Below are 18,303 nucleotides of genomic sequence, written 5' to 3' on the forward strand. Positions count from 1 at the left end.
GTATGATGATGAGGAATGGGGTAATCTTTTTGAGTACAAGCGCCGGGAGGGGTGTTCCTCAGCGCTTTTTAGCACTTGTTGTGGCTTGTTATACCACTACGTTGATGATTTTCTTAGGTACTACAATCACCTTTTTGGGGGCTTTATCGGCCATCCAGCGGCGCACGGTCTCGTCGGCGAGGGCACGCTGCTCTATCTCGGCGGGGCTGAGGTCAAGCGGCAGGCTGAGCTTGGTGCGCATTTTTCCGTTGATAGACACGGGGTACTCGAAGCTGTCTTCGGCCAAGTACTGCTCGTCCCAGATAGGGAAGGGGGCAATGTGGATGCTTTGTATGTGTCCCATTTTGGCCCAAAGCTCCTCGGTGATATGTGGCGCATAAGGCGCAAGGAGTTGTAAGAAGGGTTCGAGAATAGCCTGCTTGTGGCATTTGAGCGTATTTAGCTCATTGACCGCAATCATAAAGGCGCTGACAGGCGTGTTGAACGAAAGGCGCTCGATGTCTTCGCTGACTTTCTTGATGGTTTTGTGCAACACTTTCCACTCCTCGGCGCTGGGAGCGGCATCGCTGAGCTGCCATTCGTCTTGCTCATTGTAAAACAAGCGCCAGAGTTTGCGCAAAAACTTTGACACACCATCGATGCCTTGGGTATTCCAAGGTTTGGAAAGCTCTATAGGCCCCAAAAACATCTCATACAGGCGCAGGGTATCCGCCCCGTACTTGGCGATTACTTCGTCCGGGTTGACGACATTGTACTTCGACTTCGACATCTTCTCGACCACACGCTCGCAGCCCAGTTGCCCGTTGGCATCGGGGATAAACTTGGCGTTTTGGTATTCAGGTCGCCATTGTTTGAAAGCCGCTGTGTCGAGCTTGTCATGTGCATCGACTAAGCTGATGTCTACCCGCACCGGAATTGTCTCTGCATCTGTCTGTAGTGGGAAGCTGACAAAGGTGTTTTCGTCTTTGAGTTTGTGTACCAAGGCCGAAACGCCCTGAATCATGCCTTGGTTGAGGAGCTTTTGGAATGGCTCTTCGAAGCCGATGTACCCCCGGTCAAACAAGAATTTGGCCCAGAAGCGGGAGTAGAGCAAATGGCCTACGGCGTGCTCGGTGCCGCCTATGTAAAGGTCTACACTGTTCCAGTAGTCGGTGGCGCTGCGCTCGGCAAACGTTTGGTCGTTTTGGCTATCCATATAGCGCAAGAAGTACCACGACGAGCCGGCCCATCCGGGCATGGTAGTCAGCTCATAAGGGTATTGGCCTTGGTATTTCCAGCCTTCGGCACGTGCCAAAGGAGGCTCGCCGTCTTCGGTGGGCTTGTAAGCCTCGATGTCGGGCAGGGTAAGGGGCAGTTGGTCTTGGGGGATGAGGTAAGGCAAACCTTCTTTGAAATAGACCGGCACCGGCTCGCCCCAGTAGCGTTGGCGGCTGAAAACTGCGTCACGCAGGCGGTAGTTGACCTTGGCCTTGCCGATATTTTTTTCTTCTACAAAGGCGATGGCACGTTGGATAGCTTCGGGTACTTCGAGGCCGTTGAGGAAGTCGGAGTTGATCATTCGTCCGCTTTTTTCGCTGTATACTTCCAGCACCTTGCCTGACTCATCCACCGGGGTTTTGTCGATGATGGGCACTATAGGAAGGCCAAAGTGGGTAGCAAAGCGGAAGTCGCGCTCGTCAGAAGCAGGCACCCCCATCACTACGCCCGTACCATAACCGGCTAGGACATAATCGGCCACCCAAATCGGGATTTGTTGGCCATTGAAAGGGTTGATGGCATAAGCTCCCGTAAAAGCACCCGAAACGGTTTTGACCTCTGTTTGCCGCTCACGCTCACTACGGTTTTTGGCCATTTGTACATAGGCTTCTACCTCGGCGCGGCGCTCCGGCGTGGCGAGTTGGTCAATCACCTCGTGTTCAGGAGCCAAGACCAAATAACTTACCCCATAGATGGTATCGATACGGGTAGTGAAGGCCGTCAGGGCGTGTCCAAGGGCGGGTACTTCAAATTGCACCTCACAACCATAAGATTTGCCAATCCAGTTGCGCTGCATTTCTTTGAGGGCTTCGGACCAATCGAGGCGTTCAAGGTCGTTGAGCAGGCGCTCGGCGTAGGCCGTGATGCGCATCGACCATTGTTTCATCTTTTTGCGCTCTACGGGGTGGCCGCCGCGCTCCGAAAAGCCGTCTTTCACCTCATCGTTGGCCAATACGGTACCCAAGGCCGGACACCAGTTTACGACAGACTCGGCCAAGTAGGTCAGGCGGTAATGCAGCAGGAGCGTATACTGTTTTTGAGCATCGTAGCCCTTCCAGTCGGAGGCGCTGAAGAGTGGAGTATCCTCATCACAAGCGGCTTTCACCCCGTGGTTGCCTTCGACTTCAAAAATCTGCACCAACTCGCTGATGGGGCGAGCTTTTTGGGCGTTGAGGTCATACCAACTGTCAAAAATCTGCTGAAAAATCCACTGTGTCCAGCGGTAATATTGGGGAGCGGAGGTCTGTACCTCGCGGCTCCAGTCGTAAGAAAAACCAATTTTGCCCAGTTGTTGCTTGAAGGTAGCAATGTTCTGGGCAGTGGTGATGGCAGGATGTTGGCCGGTATCGATGGCATATTGCTCGGCAGGGAGGCCGAAAGAGTCAAAGCCCATCGGGTGCAAGACGTTGAAGCCCTGCATACGCTTATAACGCGCTACAATATCAGAAGCGATATAACCTAGCGGATGCCCTACGTGCAGTCCTGCTCCCGAAGGATAAGGAAACATATCGAGGACGTAGTATTTGGGTTTATCTGAGTGATTGGGCGTATGATAAATCTGTTGCGCTTGCCAGTACTGCTGCCATTTCTGCTCAATGGATTGGGGTTGGTATTCCATAGGTTTTTGTGTCCGAATGGGATTGACATAAAAATTTGGGAGCAAAATTAAGCAATAAAACTGACTTTTGATAGCCTTGAAGGAGATAGGCCGATGTGCCATTTGTGCTTCAGGGGCTTTTTGGCTACCTTTGCAAACATTTTTCATTTTTACTAACACTTTGCTGAAACAAAGAGCGTTATGAGCACCATTGCCACGCATCCTTACAGGGTATTGTTGTATTATTGCTATACCCCTATTGAAGACCCACAGGTTTTTAGAGACCAACACCACCTCCTTTGCCTAGAGCTGAATTTGCTAGGCCGCATTATTATTTCGGAAGAAGGGCTAAATGGAACTATTTCTGGATTAGCCGCTGATTGTGAGGCGTATATGGCTGCCGTAAAGGCTGACCCTCGCTTTGCTTCAATTGATTTCAAAGTAGAGACACACGCCCAACACGCTTTCCAAAAGCTACACGTGCGCTACAAGCCTGAAATTGTACACTCCGGCCTGACACACCTCAACCCCAATGAGCGTACAGGCAAACACCTTTCACCGGCAGAGTTTAAAAAGCTCAAAGATGACCCCGATGTTGTGTTGGTAGATATGCGCTCCAATTATGAACACAGTGTGGGCAAGTTCAAAAATGCCATTACTTTCGACATAGAGCACTTCCGTGATATGCCCCAAAAAGCACCCGAAGTACTCGCCCCCTACAAGGATAAAAAAATCATTACGTACTGTACGGGTGGTATCAAGTGTGAGAAAGCCAGTGCTTTTTTGCTGGAGCAAGGTTTTGAGGAAGTGTACCAATTACACGGAGGCATCATCAAATATGCCATCGAGGAAGGAGGAGAAGATTTTGAGGGCAAATGTTATGTGTTTGACAATCGCGTGGCCGTAGAGGTCAATCGTGTGAATCCGACGATACGCTCCAAATGCCACGTTTGTGGTACAGCCACAGAACGGATGGTCAACTGCGCTAATCCACATTGTAACCTCCATACCACTATTTGCGAGACCTGTGGCGAAGCGCTCGACGGAGCTTGTTCGGAGCCCTGCCGCGACCACCCCGACAAACGCCCCTACGACGGAACTGGGTATTATGCTAAGCATCTAAACGGCTATGACCCCAAAAGCGGGTTTTATCAAAATAGCCTCGAAATGGCACGCAGGCTAGGACAGACACCAACACTGTCAGAATAAATTGTGGCAAAAATCTTTAGCGCTAGTGTTTGCAAACCTAGCGCTAAGGAGTTGCCCCAAAGTTGTGGAAAGGCTACTTTGCCTCATAAAAATCAACAAAAACCTGAACAAACTGTGCTTAGTCGTCGTCTTTCATCTCCGCGAGCCCTTCATTTTGTTCCAAAACAGGAGGGGTAGTTGTTGAGATGAGATAGTTGTCAGACCTGCCCTTGTTTTTGAGCATAAAAGCATTGAAAGCCTGAATCATATCGAGTTGGCTACCTAGGGTAGGGTCAGAAGAGGGTTTGAGTTGAATATTGAAGGCGTTGAAGTGATTGATTTTGTGGCTTTGGCCTTTGCCTTCTATCAAATTGACGGCTCGGATTTTTTGCCGGGAAGGCTGAAATGAATCTCACAGGCAAACACATCAGCAAGATTTATTGACACAGCTTGTAGCATAGCCTTTGGCTTTTCAACATAGGCTGTAGCCTATGGTAGGCATATTTCCCCAAACTACCCCTCATCTTCTGACCACCAGTGTACAGTACTGCGTTGTTGTTTGAGCCACTGGCCGATGATTTTCTGAATGTCGCGGTTGTCGTCGGCAGCTGTGATGTAGGGTTTTATTTGTGCCCAATCGTGTAGCGACAGCTTACGCGGGGCATAGCCCCAGCCCAAATAGCGCCCCTGCCTGACTACAGCCAGCACCTGCTCTTCGGGTTCGCGGCCTTTGTCGCGAATCACAAAACTGTGTGTTTTGTAATGACTGAAACTTTCGAGTGCGGCCAAGGCGCGGGTGTTATAGGTTTGAGGTGCTTCTTCTGCCACACAAGCGCCTTGGCAGACTTTGACTTGGTAATCGAAACAAGCGCCGGCACTGTCGTACAGCCCACAGAGCTTGAGGCAGAGCTGATGCTCCTGTGCCTTGCGGTACAAGATGGCCTTGGCCGACGGCAGGCTGGCTGTAGCCGCCAAGGGGATTTTGTTGGGTTGATTTTGGAGCTTATCCACAAAAAACTTGAGATAGCCCTCGCGCCCATTACGGCTAAAAACTCCGTATTGGTGGCGTGTGCGTCGTTGTTGGCGGTTGAAGAGCGGCTTCCAGCGCTTGATTTCGGCTGACTCCAACAGCAGGGCGGCCAACTCGCTGCCCGTCAAGATGTAATTGATGGACGCTACTTGGTTTTTGAACTCGATGGTCTTGGGGCTGTGCAAATTGGTGCTAAAGTGAGACGCAATCCGCTTTTTGATGTTCTTGCTCTTACCTACATAGATAATCCGCCCGGTTTCATTGAGGAAATAATACACCCCGGTTTCTTCGGGAAGCCATTCAAATACCTGCATACTGACCTTGGGCGGCCATATTTTGACACTAATCTCATTTTCGACTACCTGCTGTGTTACTTTCTCGGTATTTTTTTGAAGTAGTTGCTGCAAGAGGCTCACGGTGGCCGTAGCATCGTCGAGGGCGCGGTGGTGGGCTTCGAGCCGGATGCCGAAGTGTATGCAGAGATTTTTGAGTGAATAAGAAGGAAGCTTGGGGAATAGCTGCCTAGATAGGCGAAGGGTACAGAGTGTTTTGCGTACAAACCGGAATCCTAGGCTGTTGAACTCTTGCCGCAAGAACGAGTAGTCAAAATAGGCGTTGTGTGCCACCAGAATCCGCCCTTCGGTAAGGGTAACAATGTCCTTGGCTACTTCATAAAACTTGGGCGCATCGGCCACCATCGCGGTCGAGATACCGGTTAGTTGGGTGATAAAATCAGGCACCACCCGTTCCGGATTGATGAGTGTATGGAAGCGTTCCGTTACCTGTGTTCCATCGTGTAGCAGGATGGCGATTTCGGTAATGCGGTCTTCGTTGAGTCTGCGTCCGGTGGTTTCGATATCGACGATGGCGTACAAGATACAGGGTTATTTTATGGGTGAGAGTTGTAGGGGCAGGGCTTCTTCATCAGGTAGCTGGTAGGTTCCCTCCCAATTCTCCTCCTTGGTGTTGAGGGTCATTAGCGCTGTTTTTTGGTCATCAATAGCGACGCTGAGCGTCAAGGTTTGGCCTTTGCGCTGCCCTTCGACCTTGAGTTTTTCCTTACCCAAGAGCAGTGCGCCACTATACCGGTCGTCGTCTTGGGTTACCAAGAAAAGCTGCACCAAGGTTTGCCCATTGAGAGTGCCTTTATAGAGTGCCTCATTAGGGGCGCTAGGCTGGGGCAGTTCTGGAAGGTTGACTGGAATGTCAGTTACTTTTTCGGGGTTTTCGGGAATCTCTTCGTGCAAGACTACTTCTGTGCCTAGAAAGTCGCTTGGTTCTTGCGCTGATTGGGTATTCCCGCAGGCCCAAAGCCCAAGGCAGGCCGCCAACCCAAACAAAGAGGTACGGATGTTGGAAAAGTGGTGCATAGATACCGAGGGGTTTGTATCACAAATAACGCCAAAATAGCCCAAAGCTGCAAGTTTGCGCTTGACGGGCGAAAATCGTACTTTTATAGCCGGCTAACTAAGTTTATTGCCGTTTCAAGCTTATGCTGAATACTCCCGTTTTATTTTTGGTGTTCAATCGTTTGGAGCCTACGCAGCGTGTTTTTGAGCGCATCCGTGAGGCTAGGCCAAAGCAACTCTTCATCGCCGCCGATGGCCCCCGCCCACAGCACCCCACCGATGCGGAGCGCTGCCAAGCTGTGCGCGAGTACCTCCTAGCACACATCGACTGGGACTGCGCGCTACACACGCTCTTCCGTGACCAAAACCTAGGCTGTGGCCAAGCGGTCAGCCAAGCCATTACTTGGTTTTTTGAGCACGTCCCCCAAGGCATCATCCTCGAAGATGATACCCTGCCCGACCCTAGTTTCTTCTACTTCTGCCAAACCTTGCTCCACCATTACCAAGACGATGAGCGGGTGATGCATATTGCAGGTACCAACTTCCAGTTTGGACGGCGTATCAACTCTTATGCCTATTATTTCTCCAAGTATATCCACGTTTGGGGCTGGGCCACTTGGCGGAGAGCCTGGCAGAAATACACATTTGAGATTACACCCGACACCCCTCAGTGGGAGGGATATTTGGGGACTTACCACCTCAGCAAAGCCGAAAAAAATTATTGGTTACACATTTTGCAACAACTCAAAACCATCGATACTTGGGATTACCAATGGTTTTTTTCTATTTGGAGGAATAATGGTCTCAGTGCTGTCAGCAATCACAACCTCATTACCAATATTGGCTTCGACCAAGAGGCAACACACACCAAGATAGCCAACAATACGGCTTTCTTGCCCACAAAGCGCCTAGACAGCATCATACATCCACAACTTGTATTGATTGATGAAGTCGCTGATAAGCACACTTTTACACGCGCCATAGCCCCAAACCCAACGCTAAGTACCCGCCTCAAACACCGCTTTAGCCAAGTATTCCGAAATGCAACAAATTTTAGAAAAAATCAACCATAAGTATCGATTGGCGTTTGACAGACGCTATGCAGAAATACACCGCCTGACTTACCTGCCCCGATACCAAACCACCACCACTTTCCTCTTGAATAAGGCTCAAGAAATACGGATTGCAGACGGAAAATCATTTTTGGCCGGGTATGAGGAGATTTATCAGCGTGAAAACTACCGCTTCAAAGCCAGTCGCCCACAACCCATCATCATTGACTGTGGGGCAAATATAGGCCTGAGTGTCATTTATTTTAAAACGCTGTATCCCGATGCGCAAATATGGGCCTTCGAGGCTGACCCTGACATATTCCAGCTGCTTGCATACAATACAGAAGCCCTTGCGCTCAAAGAAGTAACGTTACAACAGTGCGCCATCTGGCACAAAAACGAGCCGATTTTGTTTGTACAAGAAGGCGGGTTTTCGGGGCAAGTCTTGACGGATAGCCAACAAAAAGACCAGGCAACGACTGTAGAGGCCGTCAGGCTGGCAGATTATTTGGCCGACTTTGAGTATATTGACTTTCTAAAAATCGATATTGAAGGAGCAGAGTATGAGGTTGTTAAAGATTGTGTTGACCAACTCCACAAGGTAGCACATTTGTTTATAGAGTACCATTCCTCCTTGATGCACCCACAGAGGCTAGGCCAAATGTTGGACTTATTGAGCAACTGTGGCTTTCGGTATATCGTTAAAGAAGCATTTGCCCCCAAATACCCATTTTTGGATGGCGAAATTCCACCTTTTGATTTTCAAGTAGAAATATTTGCCAAAGCAAACAGATGAATGAAGTAGTTGTTGTTATTCCAATTTATAAGGCAGTCCCTAGTCTTGCCGAGCTACAATCTTTTAAGCAGTGTTTACACGTTTTACAACAACATCCTATCATAATGATTGCGCCCCAAGGGCTAGACCTCACCGCCTATTTGGAGGTAGCCCCAAGGCTGAAAGCGGTTTTTTTTGACAGCAGTTTCTTTACATCTACCATAGCCTACAGCAAATTGCTGTTGTCAGCGTTTTTTTATCAGACCTTTGCCCAATACCAGTACCTACTTATTTATCAGTTGGATGCATATGTATTCAAAGACGAGTTGTTGTATTGGTGTCGACAAGGGTATGATTATATAGGTGCGCCTTGGCTGAGCCCCGAGAGTATTACCAAAAACAAATTACATTATTTTCAAGCCACCTACTCGACTGTCAAGCCTATTCGGTTTATCAAAAAACGCTTCAATTTCTCACAGGGGCGTAAGATTTTTGTAGGTAATGGCGGATTTTCGCTGCGCAATGTCAAAACACATTTTAAAGTCTGCCAAAGCCTCAGACATATCGGCATCTATCTCGACACCTTAGAGCATAATGAGGACATTATCTGGAGCATCTATGTGCCTTGCTATTTCCCATTTTACAAAATTCCACATCAAGAAATAGCGCTACAGTTTGCCTTCGAAGAGCTACCACAAGATGCATACAAACTGAACAAAGATGCATTGCCTTTTGGGGTACATGCGTGGGAGAAATATGATCCTGTTTTTTGGGAAATGTTTATCCAAACCCTGTCCTGAGTGCAGGGTGTGTGCTCCAAAGGATAAGTCATGGGCAGCCGTTACAGCGCTGTATTTTTAGAGCTTGTCTAAATTTTCAGCGCGGCACTCAAAACAGCTGATTTTTGCGCCGATACTAGGCAAAAAGCGCAGGCGCTTGTTTAGCCCACGATTTTAATCGTGGGAGGGCTACGGCGAGCATTTTTAACGAAGTAGCAGCCAAAAAGCGGCGTTTGGTGTCGATGAAGAGAATTTTAGAAAGCTCTTAGGGCGGAAATTCTTCAAAATGGTACAACAAAAACGTTAATCGAAGATATTTGCGTATATTGCCTCATTGTAGTGCTGTTCGTGGATTTTTCGTAATGATATACCCAATCAAAATTAGTTGGGGAAACGTAGATGCTGAAAATCCTAGAGAATCAAAAAAACGAATCCTGTGAATCCTTACATCATATGGATTTGGGTATAATCTCCGAAGCGCTTGCTTAAAAGCTATGTTGACAAGTCCCCTCTTATTTTTGGTGTTTAATCGCCCAGAGCCTACACAGCGCGTTTTTGAGCGCATCCGTGAGGCTAGGCCAAAGCAACTTTTTATTGCCGCCGATGGCCCCCGCCCACAGCACCCCACCGATGCGGAGCGTTGCCAAGCCGTGCGCGAGTACCTCCTAGCACACATCGACTGGGACTGCGAGCTATACACCCTTTTCCGCGACCAAAACCTAGGCTGCGGCCAGGCGGTCAGTCAAGCCATTACTTGGTTTTTTGAGCACGTCCCCCAAGGCATCATCCTCGAAGACGATACCCTGCCCGACCCTAGCTTCTTCTACTTCTGCCAAACCCTGCTCCACCATTACCAAGACGATGAGCGGGTGATGATGGTCAGCGGCTACAACGCACTTGGATTGTATGAAGCCACAGAAGCAGATTATTTCTTTTCTCGGATTGGGGCTATCTGGGGCTGGGCTACTTGGCGGAGGGCTTGGCAACATTATACACAAGATCCAGAGGAATGGGAAGAAGCCAAACGTCAAAAACTGATTGAGCAGCTATTCATCAAAGACCCTAATCAGGCCGCACACAGGCAGCTGGTTCTAGAAAAAACTTTTAATAAAGAAATCGATACATGGGATTACTACTGGACTTTTACCCGCTTGAGCCAATCAGGACTTAGTATTTTACCTAAGGCCAACTTGGTACAGAATATAGGCTTTGGAGAAGATGCTACACATACCAAGACTGCTGACCAAGCCGTAGAAAACACACCCGTCTATACTTGGAAAAACACCAACAGACACCCTCGATACATCACAATCAGCGAGTTTTTTGATGATGAGGTTTTTTATCAGTTTATCAATTACCGTATCAACCCCTCACGGGAAACACTCGCAAGAAGGGTATTGGCAAAAATTCTTCACAAACGATGATTAGTAGAATCGCAGCGGCTTTTCGCCTATTTCGGCAACAAACCGACAAAAAACTCAACAACACCCAAGCTGGGGTTGTACTGAATGGCTTATTGGCCCAAGGGGTATATTTGCCCCTGACTTCGTCGGCCTTAGACTTGGTCAATATGGCCATTGTACTAAATGACATTGTCATCAATGAGCGCAAAACCATTGTAGAGTTTGGCTCGGGTGCGTCTACAGTGCTGATAGCAAGGCTTTTGAAAAGAAATGGAATAGATGCACGAATCTATACCATAGACCACGACGAAAAATGGCTGGCCGTGGTACAGCGGTTGCTACAGCAAGAAAACCTATCCAGCTATGTAACCCTAATCCCAGCCCCACTAACGGCCAACAACATCAGCTTGGAGCATCATCAGTGGTATGATACCACAGTATGTGATGTGGCTTTGAGCGGCTTATCCGTTGATATGGTGATTGTAGACGGGCCTCCGGCTTGGGATAAATCAATTGCCTTGGCCAGATACCCGGCAGTTCCGTATTTGAAAAGCCGCTTGTCTGAAAATTGTGTCATTTATCTTGATGATGCAGGGCGAATAGGAGAGCAGCAGATACTTCAAAGTTGGGCGCAGCTTTTGGGTGCGCCTTTCCGTATTGTAGGCAACGATTTCGGAGCGATACCCCAAGGTTCGTTTTTCAACCCTTACGTATAGATGCACATCGTTTTTTTTCATCATAGCAGCGCCCTCTATGGCGCAAGCCGATCGTTGTTGGGCTTGGTTCAGGCTTTAAGCGCGCAGGGCTGCCGTTGTACAGTAGTGGTAGCCGAAGAAGGGGAGTTTACCACCCAGCTAGAGGCTGTTGGGGTGGCTTATATGGTCTTCCCATTTCGTTGGGCTATGCAATATGAATGGTATTCGCGTTATGCGCTCAAAAGATGGCTCCAAAAACTGTATTACCGAAGGCAAGCTGCAAAAACCAAAAGATACCACCTCAAAATACTGCCTGAGCTATGTGCCAAGGTAGCCAGCCTAAAGCCGACACTGATTCATACCAACTCTTCAGTCATCAATATCGGGGGAAAGGTAGCTGCCGCACTCGGTATACCGCATATATGGCATATCCGAGAGTTTGCAGACTTACAGTATTACCTGACACCCATCAAACCGCGAGACCAATACTTCAATCAAATCTACCAAGCCGATAAAATCATCTGTATTAGCAAGGCCATACAAGATGCACACCTTACAACACAATATCTGTACAAAAGCAAGATTGTGTACAATGGTGTGTTTTCAGAAAAAGTTTTTTTACAATTGGGCGCATTAGGAGAGCAAAAAGTGCGCTTTGCTGACGATAAACAGTATACTTTTGTCATTGTAGGGCTGATTCACCCTCACAAAGGTCAATCAGAAGCCCTGAAAGCCTTGGCTCGTATGATGATCAAATATCCCCAAGCCAGATTGCAGGTAATAGGCGGCGGTGATACACAGCCCTTGAAAGCCTTGGCTCAAAAGCTCAAAATCGCTCAAAATGTTACATTTTTAGGGGAAGTAGCCAATGTCCATCAATATCTGTTAGAAGCTGATGCTTGCTTGGTGTGTGCCCGAAACGAAGCTTTTGGGCGTGTTACTGTTGAGGCTATGGCATGCCGATGCCCTGTTATAGGGTTCAAATCTGGAGGTACTGCCGAAATCATCCGGCACGAGCACAATGGCCTGCTATATGAAAAAGGGTCTGAGCAATTGGCAAAAGCAATGGAGCGACTCGTGCGCGAACACGAGTTGTGTCAGCAAATGATACACAAAGCTTGGCAAGAAGCTTTTCGGCAATATACCGACGAAGCTTGCTTGTCCCAAATATTGACTGTTTATCACGAGCTACACCCCAACAAAAAACCCCAACCATAGCTGATTGGGGTATGTTTTGTAGAAGTGTGTTGTATTGGTATTATCCGATAACGGATTCGGCCAATACGATGACTTCATTTTTACGAACTTCGACCACACCACCTTCGATTTGGTAGCGAGTTTCGCTGCCATTGGCTGTTTTGAAGCTGAGCGTACCAGTGTCTAGCAAGCTGATGAGGGGCGCGTGGTCTTTGAGGACTTCAAAGCTCCCTTTGCTTCCGGGCAGTTTTATCGACAGGGCTTCGCCTTCGAATACGCTTTGGTCTGGAGTAATGATTTTTACGAGCATACGCAAATATGTTAGCGCAACCGCCCCCTGTGTGTTACAAGAGGGCGGGATTGCGGTTTTTTTTATCGGTTAGCGGCGTCCTTCATCATTTTCTCGCCTTTTGCGATGGCTTCTTCGATAGTACCTACCAAGTTGAAGGCCGGCTCTGGGTATTTGAGCAGTTCGTCGTCGGTGAGGAGCATCTTAAAGCCTTTGATGGTATCCTTGATGTCTACGAAAGCACCTTTCATACCCGTAAACTGTTCGGCTACGTGGAAAGGCTGCGACAAGAAACGCTGGATACGGCGGGCGCGGTCTACAGTCTTGCGGTCTTCTTCAGAGAGCTCGTCAAGGCCAAGGATGGCGATGATGTCTTGCAAGTCGTTGTAGCGCTGTAGGGTTTCTTTTACAGCTTGGGCGGTGTTGTAGTGGTCGTCGCCCAAGATGTCCGGAGTCAAGATACGCGAAGTAGAATCGAGTGGGTCTACGGCAGGGTAGATACCCAAGGCCGCTAGTTTACGCGACAATACCGTGGTGGCATCCAAGTGAGAGAAGGTTGTTGCCGGAGCAGGGTCAGTCAAGTCGTCAGCAGGAACATATACGGCCTGTACTGAAGTGATAGAGCCACGCTTGGTAGAAGTAATACGCTCTTGCATCGCACCCATTTCGGTAGCGAGTGTGGGTTGGTAACCCACTGCCGAAGGCATACGACCAAGAAGAGCCGATACTTCTGAACCAGCTTGGGTGAAGCGGAAGATGTTGTCAATAAAGAAGAGGATGTCACGTCCTTTGCCTTCGCCATCACCATCGCGGAAGTACTCTGCGATAGAAAGTCCTGAGAGCGCTACGCGGGCACGGGCTCCTGGAGGCTCGTTCATCTGGCCAAACACAAAGGTAGCCTGTGATTTGAGCAACGCCTCTTTGTCTACTTTGCTCAAGTCCCAACCGCCTTCCTCCATCGAGTGCTTAAATTCATCACCATATTGGATGATACCGGCTTCGATCATCTCACGGAGGAGGTCGTTCCCTTCACGGGTACGCTCACCTACCCCGGCAAACACCGACATACCCGAGTAAGCCTTAGCAATGTTGTTGATCAATTCTTGGATCAATACCGTTTTTCCTACCCCGGCACCACCAAAAAGACCGATTTTACCACCTTTTACATAAGGCTCCAGCAAATCGATTACTTTGATACCGGTGTAGAGTACCTCGGTAGAGGTAGAAAGGTCTTCAAACTTAGGTGCGTGGCGGTGAATAGGAAGCGAAGCCTTGTTGTCGGGCTTGCTGATACCATCGATAGGGTCACCGACTACGTTGAACAAGCGACCGCGGATTTCCTCGCCGATAGGCATAGAGATGGGCGCACCCAAGTCCAATACGTCTGTACCGCGCTGAATACCTTCGGTTCCGTCCATTGCAATGGTACGCACACGGTCTTCGCCAAGGTGCTGTTGGCACTCAAGGATGACTTTCTGACCGTTAGATTTCGTAACTTCTAAGGCACTATAAATCTTTGGCAGCGTGGCTGTTTCTGCGTCGAAGCTCACGTCCACAACCGGCCCGATAACTTGGGTAACTTTACCGATGTTTGCCATGGTGTTCTGAATAAGTTGCTTATTTATCTGCTAGGCAGCGTTGAATATATACACTAGGGGGAATGAAGGCACAAACTTAGAGGTTTTATTCTTATTTTCTAAACCTTGTGTCTTTTTTTTTCGTGCAACACTGCCCTAATAGCGCTCTATTGGACAAAGTACAGAAAACTTATTCTTTCGTCTACGCGTTTATTAGCCATAGGTAAGGTTTTTGTACGAACTTTGTAGAGGCTAGCCCAATACAATAGTATCTATCTTTATGTTGCCCCTTTTGGGTAGCATCCGGCTTGTAAGCCAAAAAAGATTTTGTGCTTCCGCCTTTCTTTTTGTGGCAAAAAAGTGATAATATCACTCCACATCAATACTACTAACAAACTACCGCTCAAAAAATTGTGTAACCCAGAGGTTACGCTTTCACTTCTAGCTGTATAAACGACTACACTGTGGCTCTTTTTGACAAAATAAAAGACGCTGGCCTCATCGAACGCATAAAAAGAGGTGACGAAACGGCTTTGGATCTCGTATACCAAAAAAACTACCGTACCATCGTCCGTATGATTATGCGTAATAGTGGCACAGAAGATGAGGCCAAGGATATTTATCAAGAGGCTGTCATTATCTTTTGGCAAAAAGCATTGCAGTCAGATTTCGTACTCTCCTCCAAAATCAGTACATATCTGTATGCCATCTGCAAAAACTTATGGCGAAAGGAGCTAGAGCGCAAATCACGCCTCAAAGATGATGCAGAGGCTGATGGAGAGGAGCTGATTGACTTTGAGTCAGAAGAGCGCCAAACCATCATCCACCAATGTATCAACAGCTTGGGCAAAACTTGTAAGGAAGTGCTGACTTATTATTACTTTGACGGCCTATCTATGCAAGACATCGCTGAGAAGCTTGGCTTTGCCAATGCGGATACAGCCAAAACAAAAAAGTATAAGTGCAAAAAACAACTATACGACTTAGTTAAATCAAAATACAAAGCAACCGACTTTCTGGACTGAGAAAACCATGAACCAAGATTTGATAGACGCTTACCTCACCGGCAAGCTTTCGCCGGAGCAGCACCAGCAGTTCAGCCAAGCCCTTGAGCAAGACCCTACCCTGCGCGCCGAGGTAGAATGGCAGCAAGATGTGGCTCAGGCAGCAAGGCAATTTCGAAAAGCAGAGCTAAAAGCCCGCCTCAATGCCTTGCCTGTCCAAAGTCCTCAAACAAGTACCCCAACACATTGGGTATATCTGAAGGCCGCAATGGGTACGGCAGCGGTTGCTGGTACGGCTTGGCTCGGAAGCATCTGGCTTCAACCCAATCCGGAGCCAATCCCCCAACTGGATGAAGTAGCGGCTTATTATAATCCCGCAGTAGTAGAGGCTGTAACAGAAACAACACCCCTCCCAACAACAGCAGAGGAGGACGAGCGCAAAGCCGCCACTACAACAACACAGACCCAAGCACAATCCACCACTGCGAATGCAGTACAAAAACAAGCTACAACAACTCATCAAAATCTCTTAGATGAGCAAACCAAGGCTATTGTGCTTACTCCAGAATCACCCGACAAGTTGAGCTATCAATATTATAACAACCGACTTTTCTTGTACAACAATACGTCGCGGGGAATCATGTACTCTTTGGATATTAACGGCGAGAACCGTAAATTCTTATACTATGAAGGTGATTTCTATGAGCTAAATAGCCATCAAGTAGAGAAAACGGAAGCGCTACAGGTATCGGATTCGCTGATTTTGAAGCAACTACTCCAGCTTCGCGAAGGAGTGCAAAAAACCAGCTACTCTGATAGCTCTCTCAAAAAATAAATAAGGTCTACACACGCTACTGGACATTATTGAAAAAATTGCCCGGAGCTACAGCTCCGAGGCAAGCCGAGGTTTTATTTGGGGATAAAATAAGACTATTAGTGCCTGTGCAGACACAGGCTTGTGCTTAAGGATAGTATGCGCTATTTTGACCTAATAGTAATAGCCTGCTATACTGCATCATTATTGCGCCAGCAATTCCTTTGCACTGAGTATCGCACTTTCGGAGGGCGTAGCACCACTAATCATTTGAGCAATTTCGTAAACACGCTCTTCTTCACTCAATTGTTTCATCCGGCTGATGGTACGCTCGGCACTGTCATCTTTATACACAAAATAGTGGTGGTTGCCCTTAGCGGCAATTTGGTGTAAGTGGCTGATGGCAATGACTTGGTGCTTGGCCGACATTTCCTTCATCATTTTACCCATTTTGAGGGCAATTTCGCCAGATATACCGGTGTCTATTTCGTCGAATATGATTGTTGGCAGCGCTGTATGTCCTGCCAAAATGTATTTGATGGCCAACATCAGACGCGAAAACTCACCCCCTGAGGCTACCCTGCCAATTTCTTGTGGCGCAACGCCTTTGTTAGCGCTGAAGAGGAAGTTGATTAAATCTATACCATCGGGTAGGGGTTCGGTCTCTTGTCTTACCACGCGCAGGACGGCGTTGGGCATCCCTAGGTCGGCAAAAAAAGCTTTCAGTTCTGTTTCAATTTGCGGAATCACTGCTTGGCGTTTGTCTGAGAGCTGTGTAGCTGCGTTGACTACCTGTTGGTAGAGGGCATCACGTTCCTTGGCTAGTGTTTGGATTTCGTCATCAAAGTTAAGTACTTGGTTGACTTTTTGCGCCAGCGTATCCTGTATTTGGAGTAGTTCTTCGACTGTACTTACGCCGTGTTTTTTTTGCAATTGGAACAGCAAACTTAGGCGTTCCTGAACAGTTTGTAGGCGCAGTGGGTCAAACTCTACCTGCTCCTCTGCGCGCCCCAGCTCTCCGTGGAGGTCTGCTAGTTCGATACGGCAACTTTCGAGACGCTCATACAGCTCGTTATAGGGGCTTCCTATGTGTGCAATCTGGGCTAAGGCTTGGGCAGCACTGGCCAAGCCATTGAGCAAAGCCGCCTCCTCGTTGTCGCCCAACAGGCCAAGCGCCCAGTGGAGTTTGGCCTTGATTTCCTCTGTATTATCGAGCAGGGAGGCTTCGGCTTCGAGCTGAGTTTGTTCATCGGCCTGAAGATTGGCTTGTTCCAGCTCATCGAGCAAAAACTTGTGATAGTCCAGTTCTTTTTGCGCTTCTTGGTACTCGCGTTGCCGCTCAAGATAGCGATTTTCGGCAAGGCGGTATTTTTTGTATAAGTGTTGATAGGCGAAGGCCTCGGCCTGTGTACCGGCGCAGGCATCTACGACCCGCAGTTGGAAGCGATTATCGCCCAACATGAGGTTGTCGTGTTGTGAGTGGACATCAATGAGTTGTGTGCCAATCTCGCGTAACACTTCTAGGGTTACAGGTGTATCATTGACAAAAGCGCGGGACTTGCCCGAGGGCGAGATTTCGCGGCGGATATTGGTCTCTTCCGAGAAGTCCAGCTCTTGTGCTTCGAAAATAGGCCGCAGGTTATTGGCATAGGCGCGCACATCAAACCAAGCCTCTACAATGCACTTCTCCTCGGTGTTGAAGAGGGCTTTCATATCGGCACGGTTGCCTAACAGCAGGCCGATAGCTCCCAACATAATAGACTTACCTGCGCCGGTCTCGCCGGTGATGATGTTGAACGCTTGGTGGGGCGCAATCTCTAGGTGCGTAATCAACGCATAGTTTTTAATCAACAATTTGCTCAGCATCGCTTGTGTAGGGCTTTTGGTATGCTTAATATTTGGCTGGACTGGTGGCAATCACTTCCCAAATCTCGGCCAGTGGCTTGTGATGTAGGCGGCCATAGGTATCGCGAATGTGGAGTAGGGTGGTGCCGCTATCGTTTAGGCTATGTTGTTCCAACCTGCCATACAAAGTTAAGCCATTTTTTGAAACAAAATGCAAGGGTTTGCCCATAAATTCGCTCAACCTGTTGGCAAACGCTATGTTTTTGAGCCTTGTTTGTCGTGTACCCATATATGGATGCTTTTTTGGTGAATTGTGTGCAATGTACGATTTATGATTGACGATTTGGGATTGACAAAGTAAGGTCTAAACTAACAAACAACAACTCACCACTCATAATTCACCACTCGTAAATCATAAATCCTTACCTTTGCGGTCAGAACAATGCTAAAAA

General features: G+C 48.1%; 17 protein-coding genes. 9 read left to right on the plus strand and 8 right to left on the minus strand.

Annotated features, from left to right (window positions below):
- Positions 1 to 88 precede the first annotated feature (88 nt).
- Positions 89 to 2,875, minus strand: a complete 2,787-nt coding sequence (leuS, locus tag G499_RS0112145) for a leucine--tRNA ligase (RefSeq protein ID WP_027000170.1) — start codon at positions 2,873 to 2,875, stop codon at positions 89 to 91.
- Between the two features lie 180 nt (positions 2,876 to 3,055).
- Here leuS and trhO point away from each other — a divergent pair, with 180 nt between their 5' ends.
- Positions 3,056 to 4,063 carry an oxygen-dependent tRNA uridine(34) hydroxylase TrhO gene (trhO, locus tag G499_RS0112150; protein WP_027000171.1) on the plus strand — a complete coding sequence of 336 codons (1,008 nt, stop codon included), beginning with the start codon at positions 3,056 to 3,058 and terminating at the stop codon, positions 4,061 to 4,063.
- Between the two features lie 118 nt (positions 4,064 to 4,181).
- Here the strand turns inward: trhO and G499_RS0112155 are convergent, their stop codons facing one another.
- The 3 genes from G499_RS0112155 to G499_RS0112165 form a co-directional block, all read right to left on the minus strand.
- Positions 4,182 to 4,412: a hypothetical protein gene (locus G499_RS0112155; RefSeq protein ID WP_027000172.1), complete on the minus strand. Its 231-nt coding sequence runs from the start codon at positions 4,410 to 4,412 to the stop codon at positions 4,182 to 4,184.
- A 143-nt stretch (positions 4,413 to 4,555) separates the two neighbouring features.
- Positions 4,556 to 5,947, minus strand: a complete 1,392-nt coding sequence (locus G499_RS0112160) for an exonuclease domain-containing protein (protein ID WP_027000173.1) — start codon at positions 5,945 to 5,947, stop codon at positions 4,556 to 4,558.
- Between the two features lie 9 nt (positions 5,948 to 5,956).
- Positions 5,957 to 6,442 (minus strand): hypothetical protein, encoded by a 486-nt coding sequence (locus G499_RS0112165; RefSeq protein WP_027000174.1) that lies wholly within the window; start codon positions 6,440 to 6,442, stop codon positions 5,957 to 5,959.
- Between the two features lie 122 nt (positions 6,443 to 6,564).
- Between G499_RS0112165 and G499_RS19835 the strand changes: the two genes are divergently transcribed.
- From G499_RS19835 to G499_RS0112195, 6 genes are all read left to right on the plus strand, one after another.
- Positions 6,565 to 7,494 (plus strand): hypothetical protein, encoded by a 930-nt coding sequence (locus tag G499_RS19835; RefSeq protein ID WP_051296211.1) that lies wholly within the window; start codon positions 6,565 to 6,567, stop codon positions 7,492 to 7,494.
- Positions 7,463 to 8,269, plus strand: coding sequence for an FkbM family methyltransferase (locus tag G499_RS0112175; RefSeq protein ID WP_027000175.1), 807 nt, complete (start codon positions 7,463 to 7,465; stop codon positions 8,267 to 8,269). The genes G499_RS19835 and G499_RS0112175 overlap by 32 nt, the downstream gene beginning before the upstream one ends.
- Before the next feature lie 104 nt (positions 8,270 to 8,373).
- A complete protein-coding gene (locus G499_RS0112180) occupies positions 8,374 to 9,048 on the plus strand; it encodes a DUF5672 family protein (protein WP_051296212.1) in 675 nt (224 codons plus the stop codon).
- Positions 9,049 to 9,521: 473 nt separating this feature from the next.
- The gene (locus G499_RS19840) at positions 9,522 to 10,451 is read left to right on the plus strand and encodes a hypothetical protein (RefSeq protein ID WP_035727344.1); all 930 of its coding nucleotides are present in this window, start codon (positions 9,522 to 9,524) and stop codon (positions 10,449 to 10,451) included.
- Positions 10,448 to 11,146 (plus strand): class I SAM-dependent methyltransferase, encoded by a 699-nt coding sequence (locus tag G499_RS19845; protein WP_051296213.1) that lies wholly within the window; start codon positions 10,448 to 10,450, stop codon positions 11,144 to 11,146. Before G499_RS19840 ends, G499_RS19845 begins: the two co-directional genes overlap by 4 nt.
- Positions 11,147 to 12,343, plus strand: a complete 1,197-nt coding sequence (locus tag G499_RS0112195) for a glycosyltransferase (protein ID WP_027000177.1) — start codon at positions 11,147 to 11,149, stop codon at positions 12,341 to 12,343. It begins immediately after the preceding gene.
- A 40-nt stretch (positions 12,344 to 12,383) separates the two neighbouring features.
- Here G499_RS0112195 and atpC read toward each other — a convergent pair whose 3' ends face one another.
- Positions 12,384 to 12,632, minus strand: coding sequence for an ATP synthase F1 subunit epsilon (gene atpC, locus G499_RS0112200; protein ID WP_027000178.1), 249 nt, complete (start codon positions 12,630 to 12,632; stop codon positions 12,384 to 12,386).
- Positions 12,633 to 12,694: 62 nt separating this feature from the next.
- Positions 12,695 to 14,209: a F0F1 ATP synthase subunit beta gene (gene atpD / locus G499_RS0112205; RefSeq protein WP_027000179.1), complete on the minus strand. Its 1,515-nt coding sequence runs from the start codon at positions 14,207 to 14,209 to the stop codon at positions 12,695 to 12,697.
- A 443-nt stretch (positions 14,210 to 14,652) separates the two neighbouring features.
- Between atpD and G499_RS0112210 the strand changes: the two genes are divergently transcribed.
- Together G499_RS0112210 and G499_RS0112215 are read left to right on the plus strand one after the other, a co-directional pair.
- A complete protein-coding gene (locus tag G499_RS0112210) occupies positions 14,653 to 15,213 on the plus strand; it encodes an RNA polymerase sigma factor (protein ID WP_342663937.1) in 561 nt (186 codons plus the stop codon).
- Between the two features lie 7 nt (positions 15,214 to 15,220).
- Entirely contained in the window at positions 15,221 to 16,027 is an 807-nt protein-coding gene (locus tag G499_RS0112215; RefSeq protein ID WP_027000181.1) for an anti-sigma factor, read from the plus strand.
- A 183-nt stretch (positions 16,028 to 16,210) separates the two neighbouring features.
- Here the strand turns inward: G499_RS0112215 and recN are convergent, their stop codons facing one another.
- Positions 16,211 to 17,872: a DNA repair protein RecN gene (recN, locus tag G499_RS0112220; RefSeq protein WP_027000182.1), complete on the minus strand. Its 1,662-nt coding sequence runs from the start codon at positions 17,870 to 17,872 to the stop codon at positions 16,211 to 16,213.
- Between the two features lie 25 nt (positions 17,873 to 17,897).
- Positions 17,898 to 18,140, minus strand: a complete 243-nt coding sequence (locus G499_RS0112225; RefSeq protein WP_027000183.1) for a hypothetical protein — start codon at positions 18,138 to 18,140, stop codon at positions 17,898 to 17,900.
- Between the last annotated feature and the right edge of the window lie 163 nt (positions 18,141 to 18,303).

This window comes from Eisenibacter elegans DSM 3317 (assembly GCF_000430505.1).
In the GTDB taxonomy this organism is placed as follows: domain Bacteria; phylum Bacteroidota; class Bacteroidia; order Cytophagales; family Microscillaceae; genus Eisenibacter; species Eisenibacter elegans.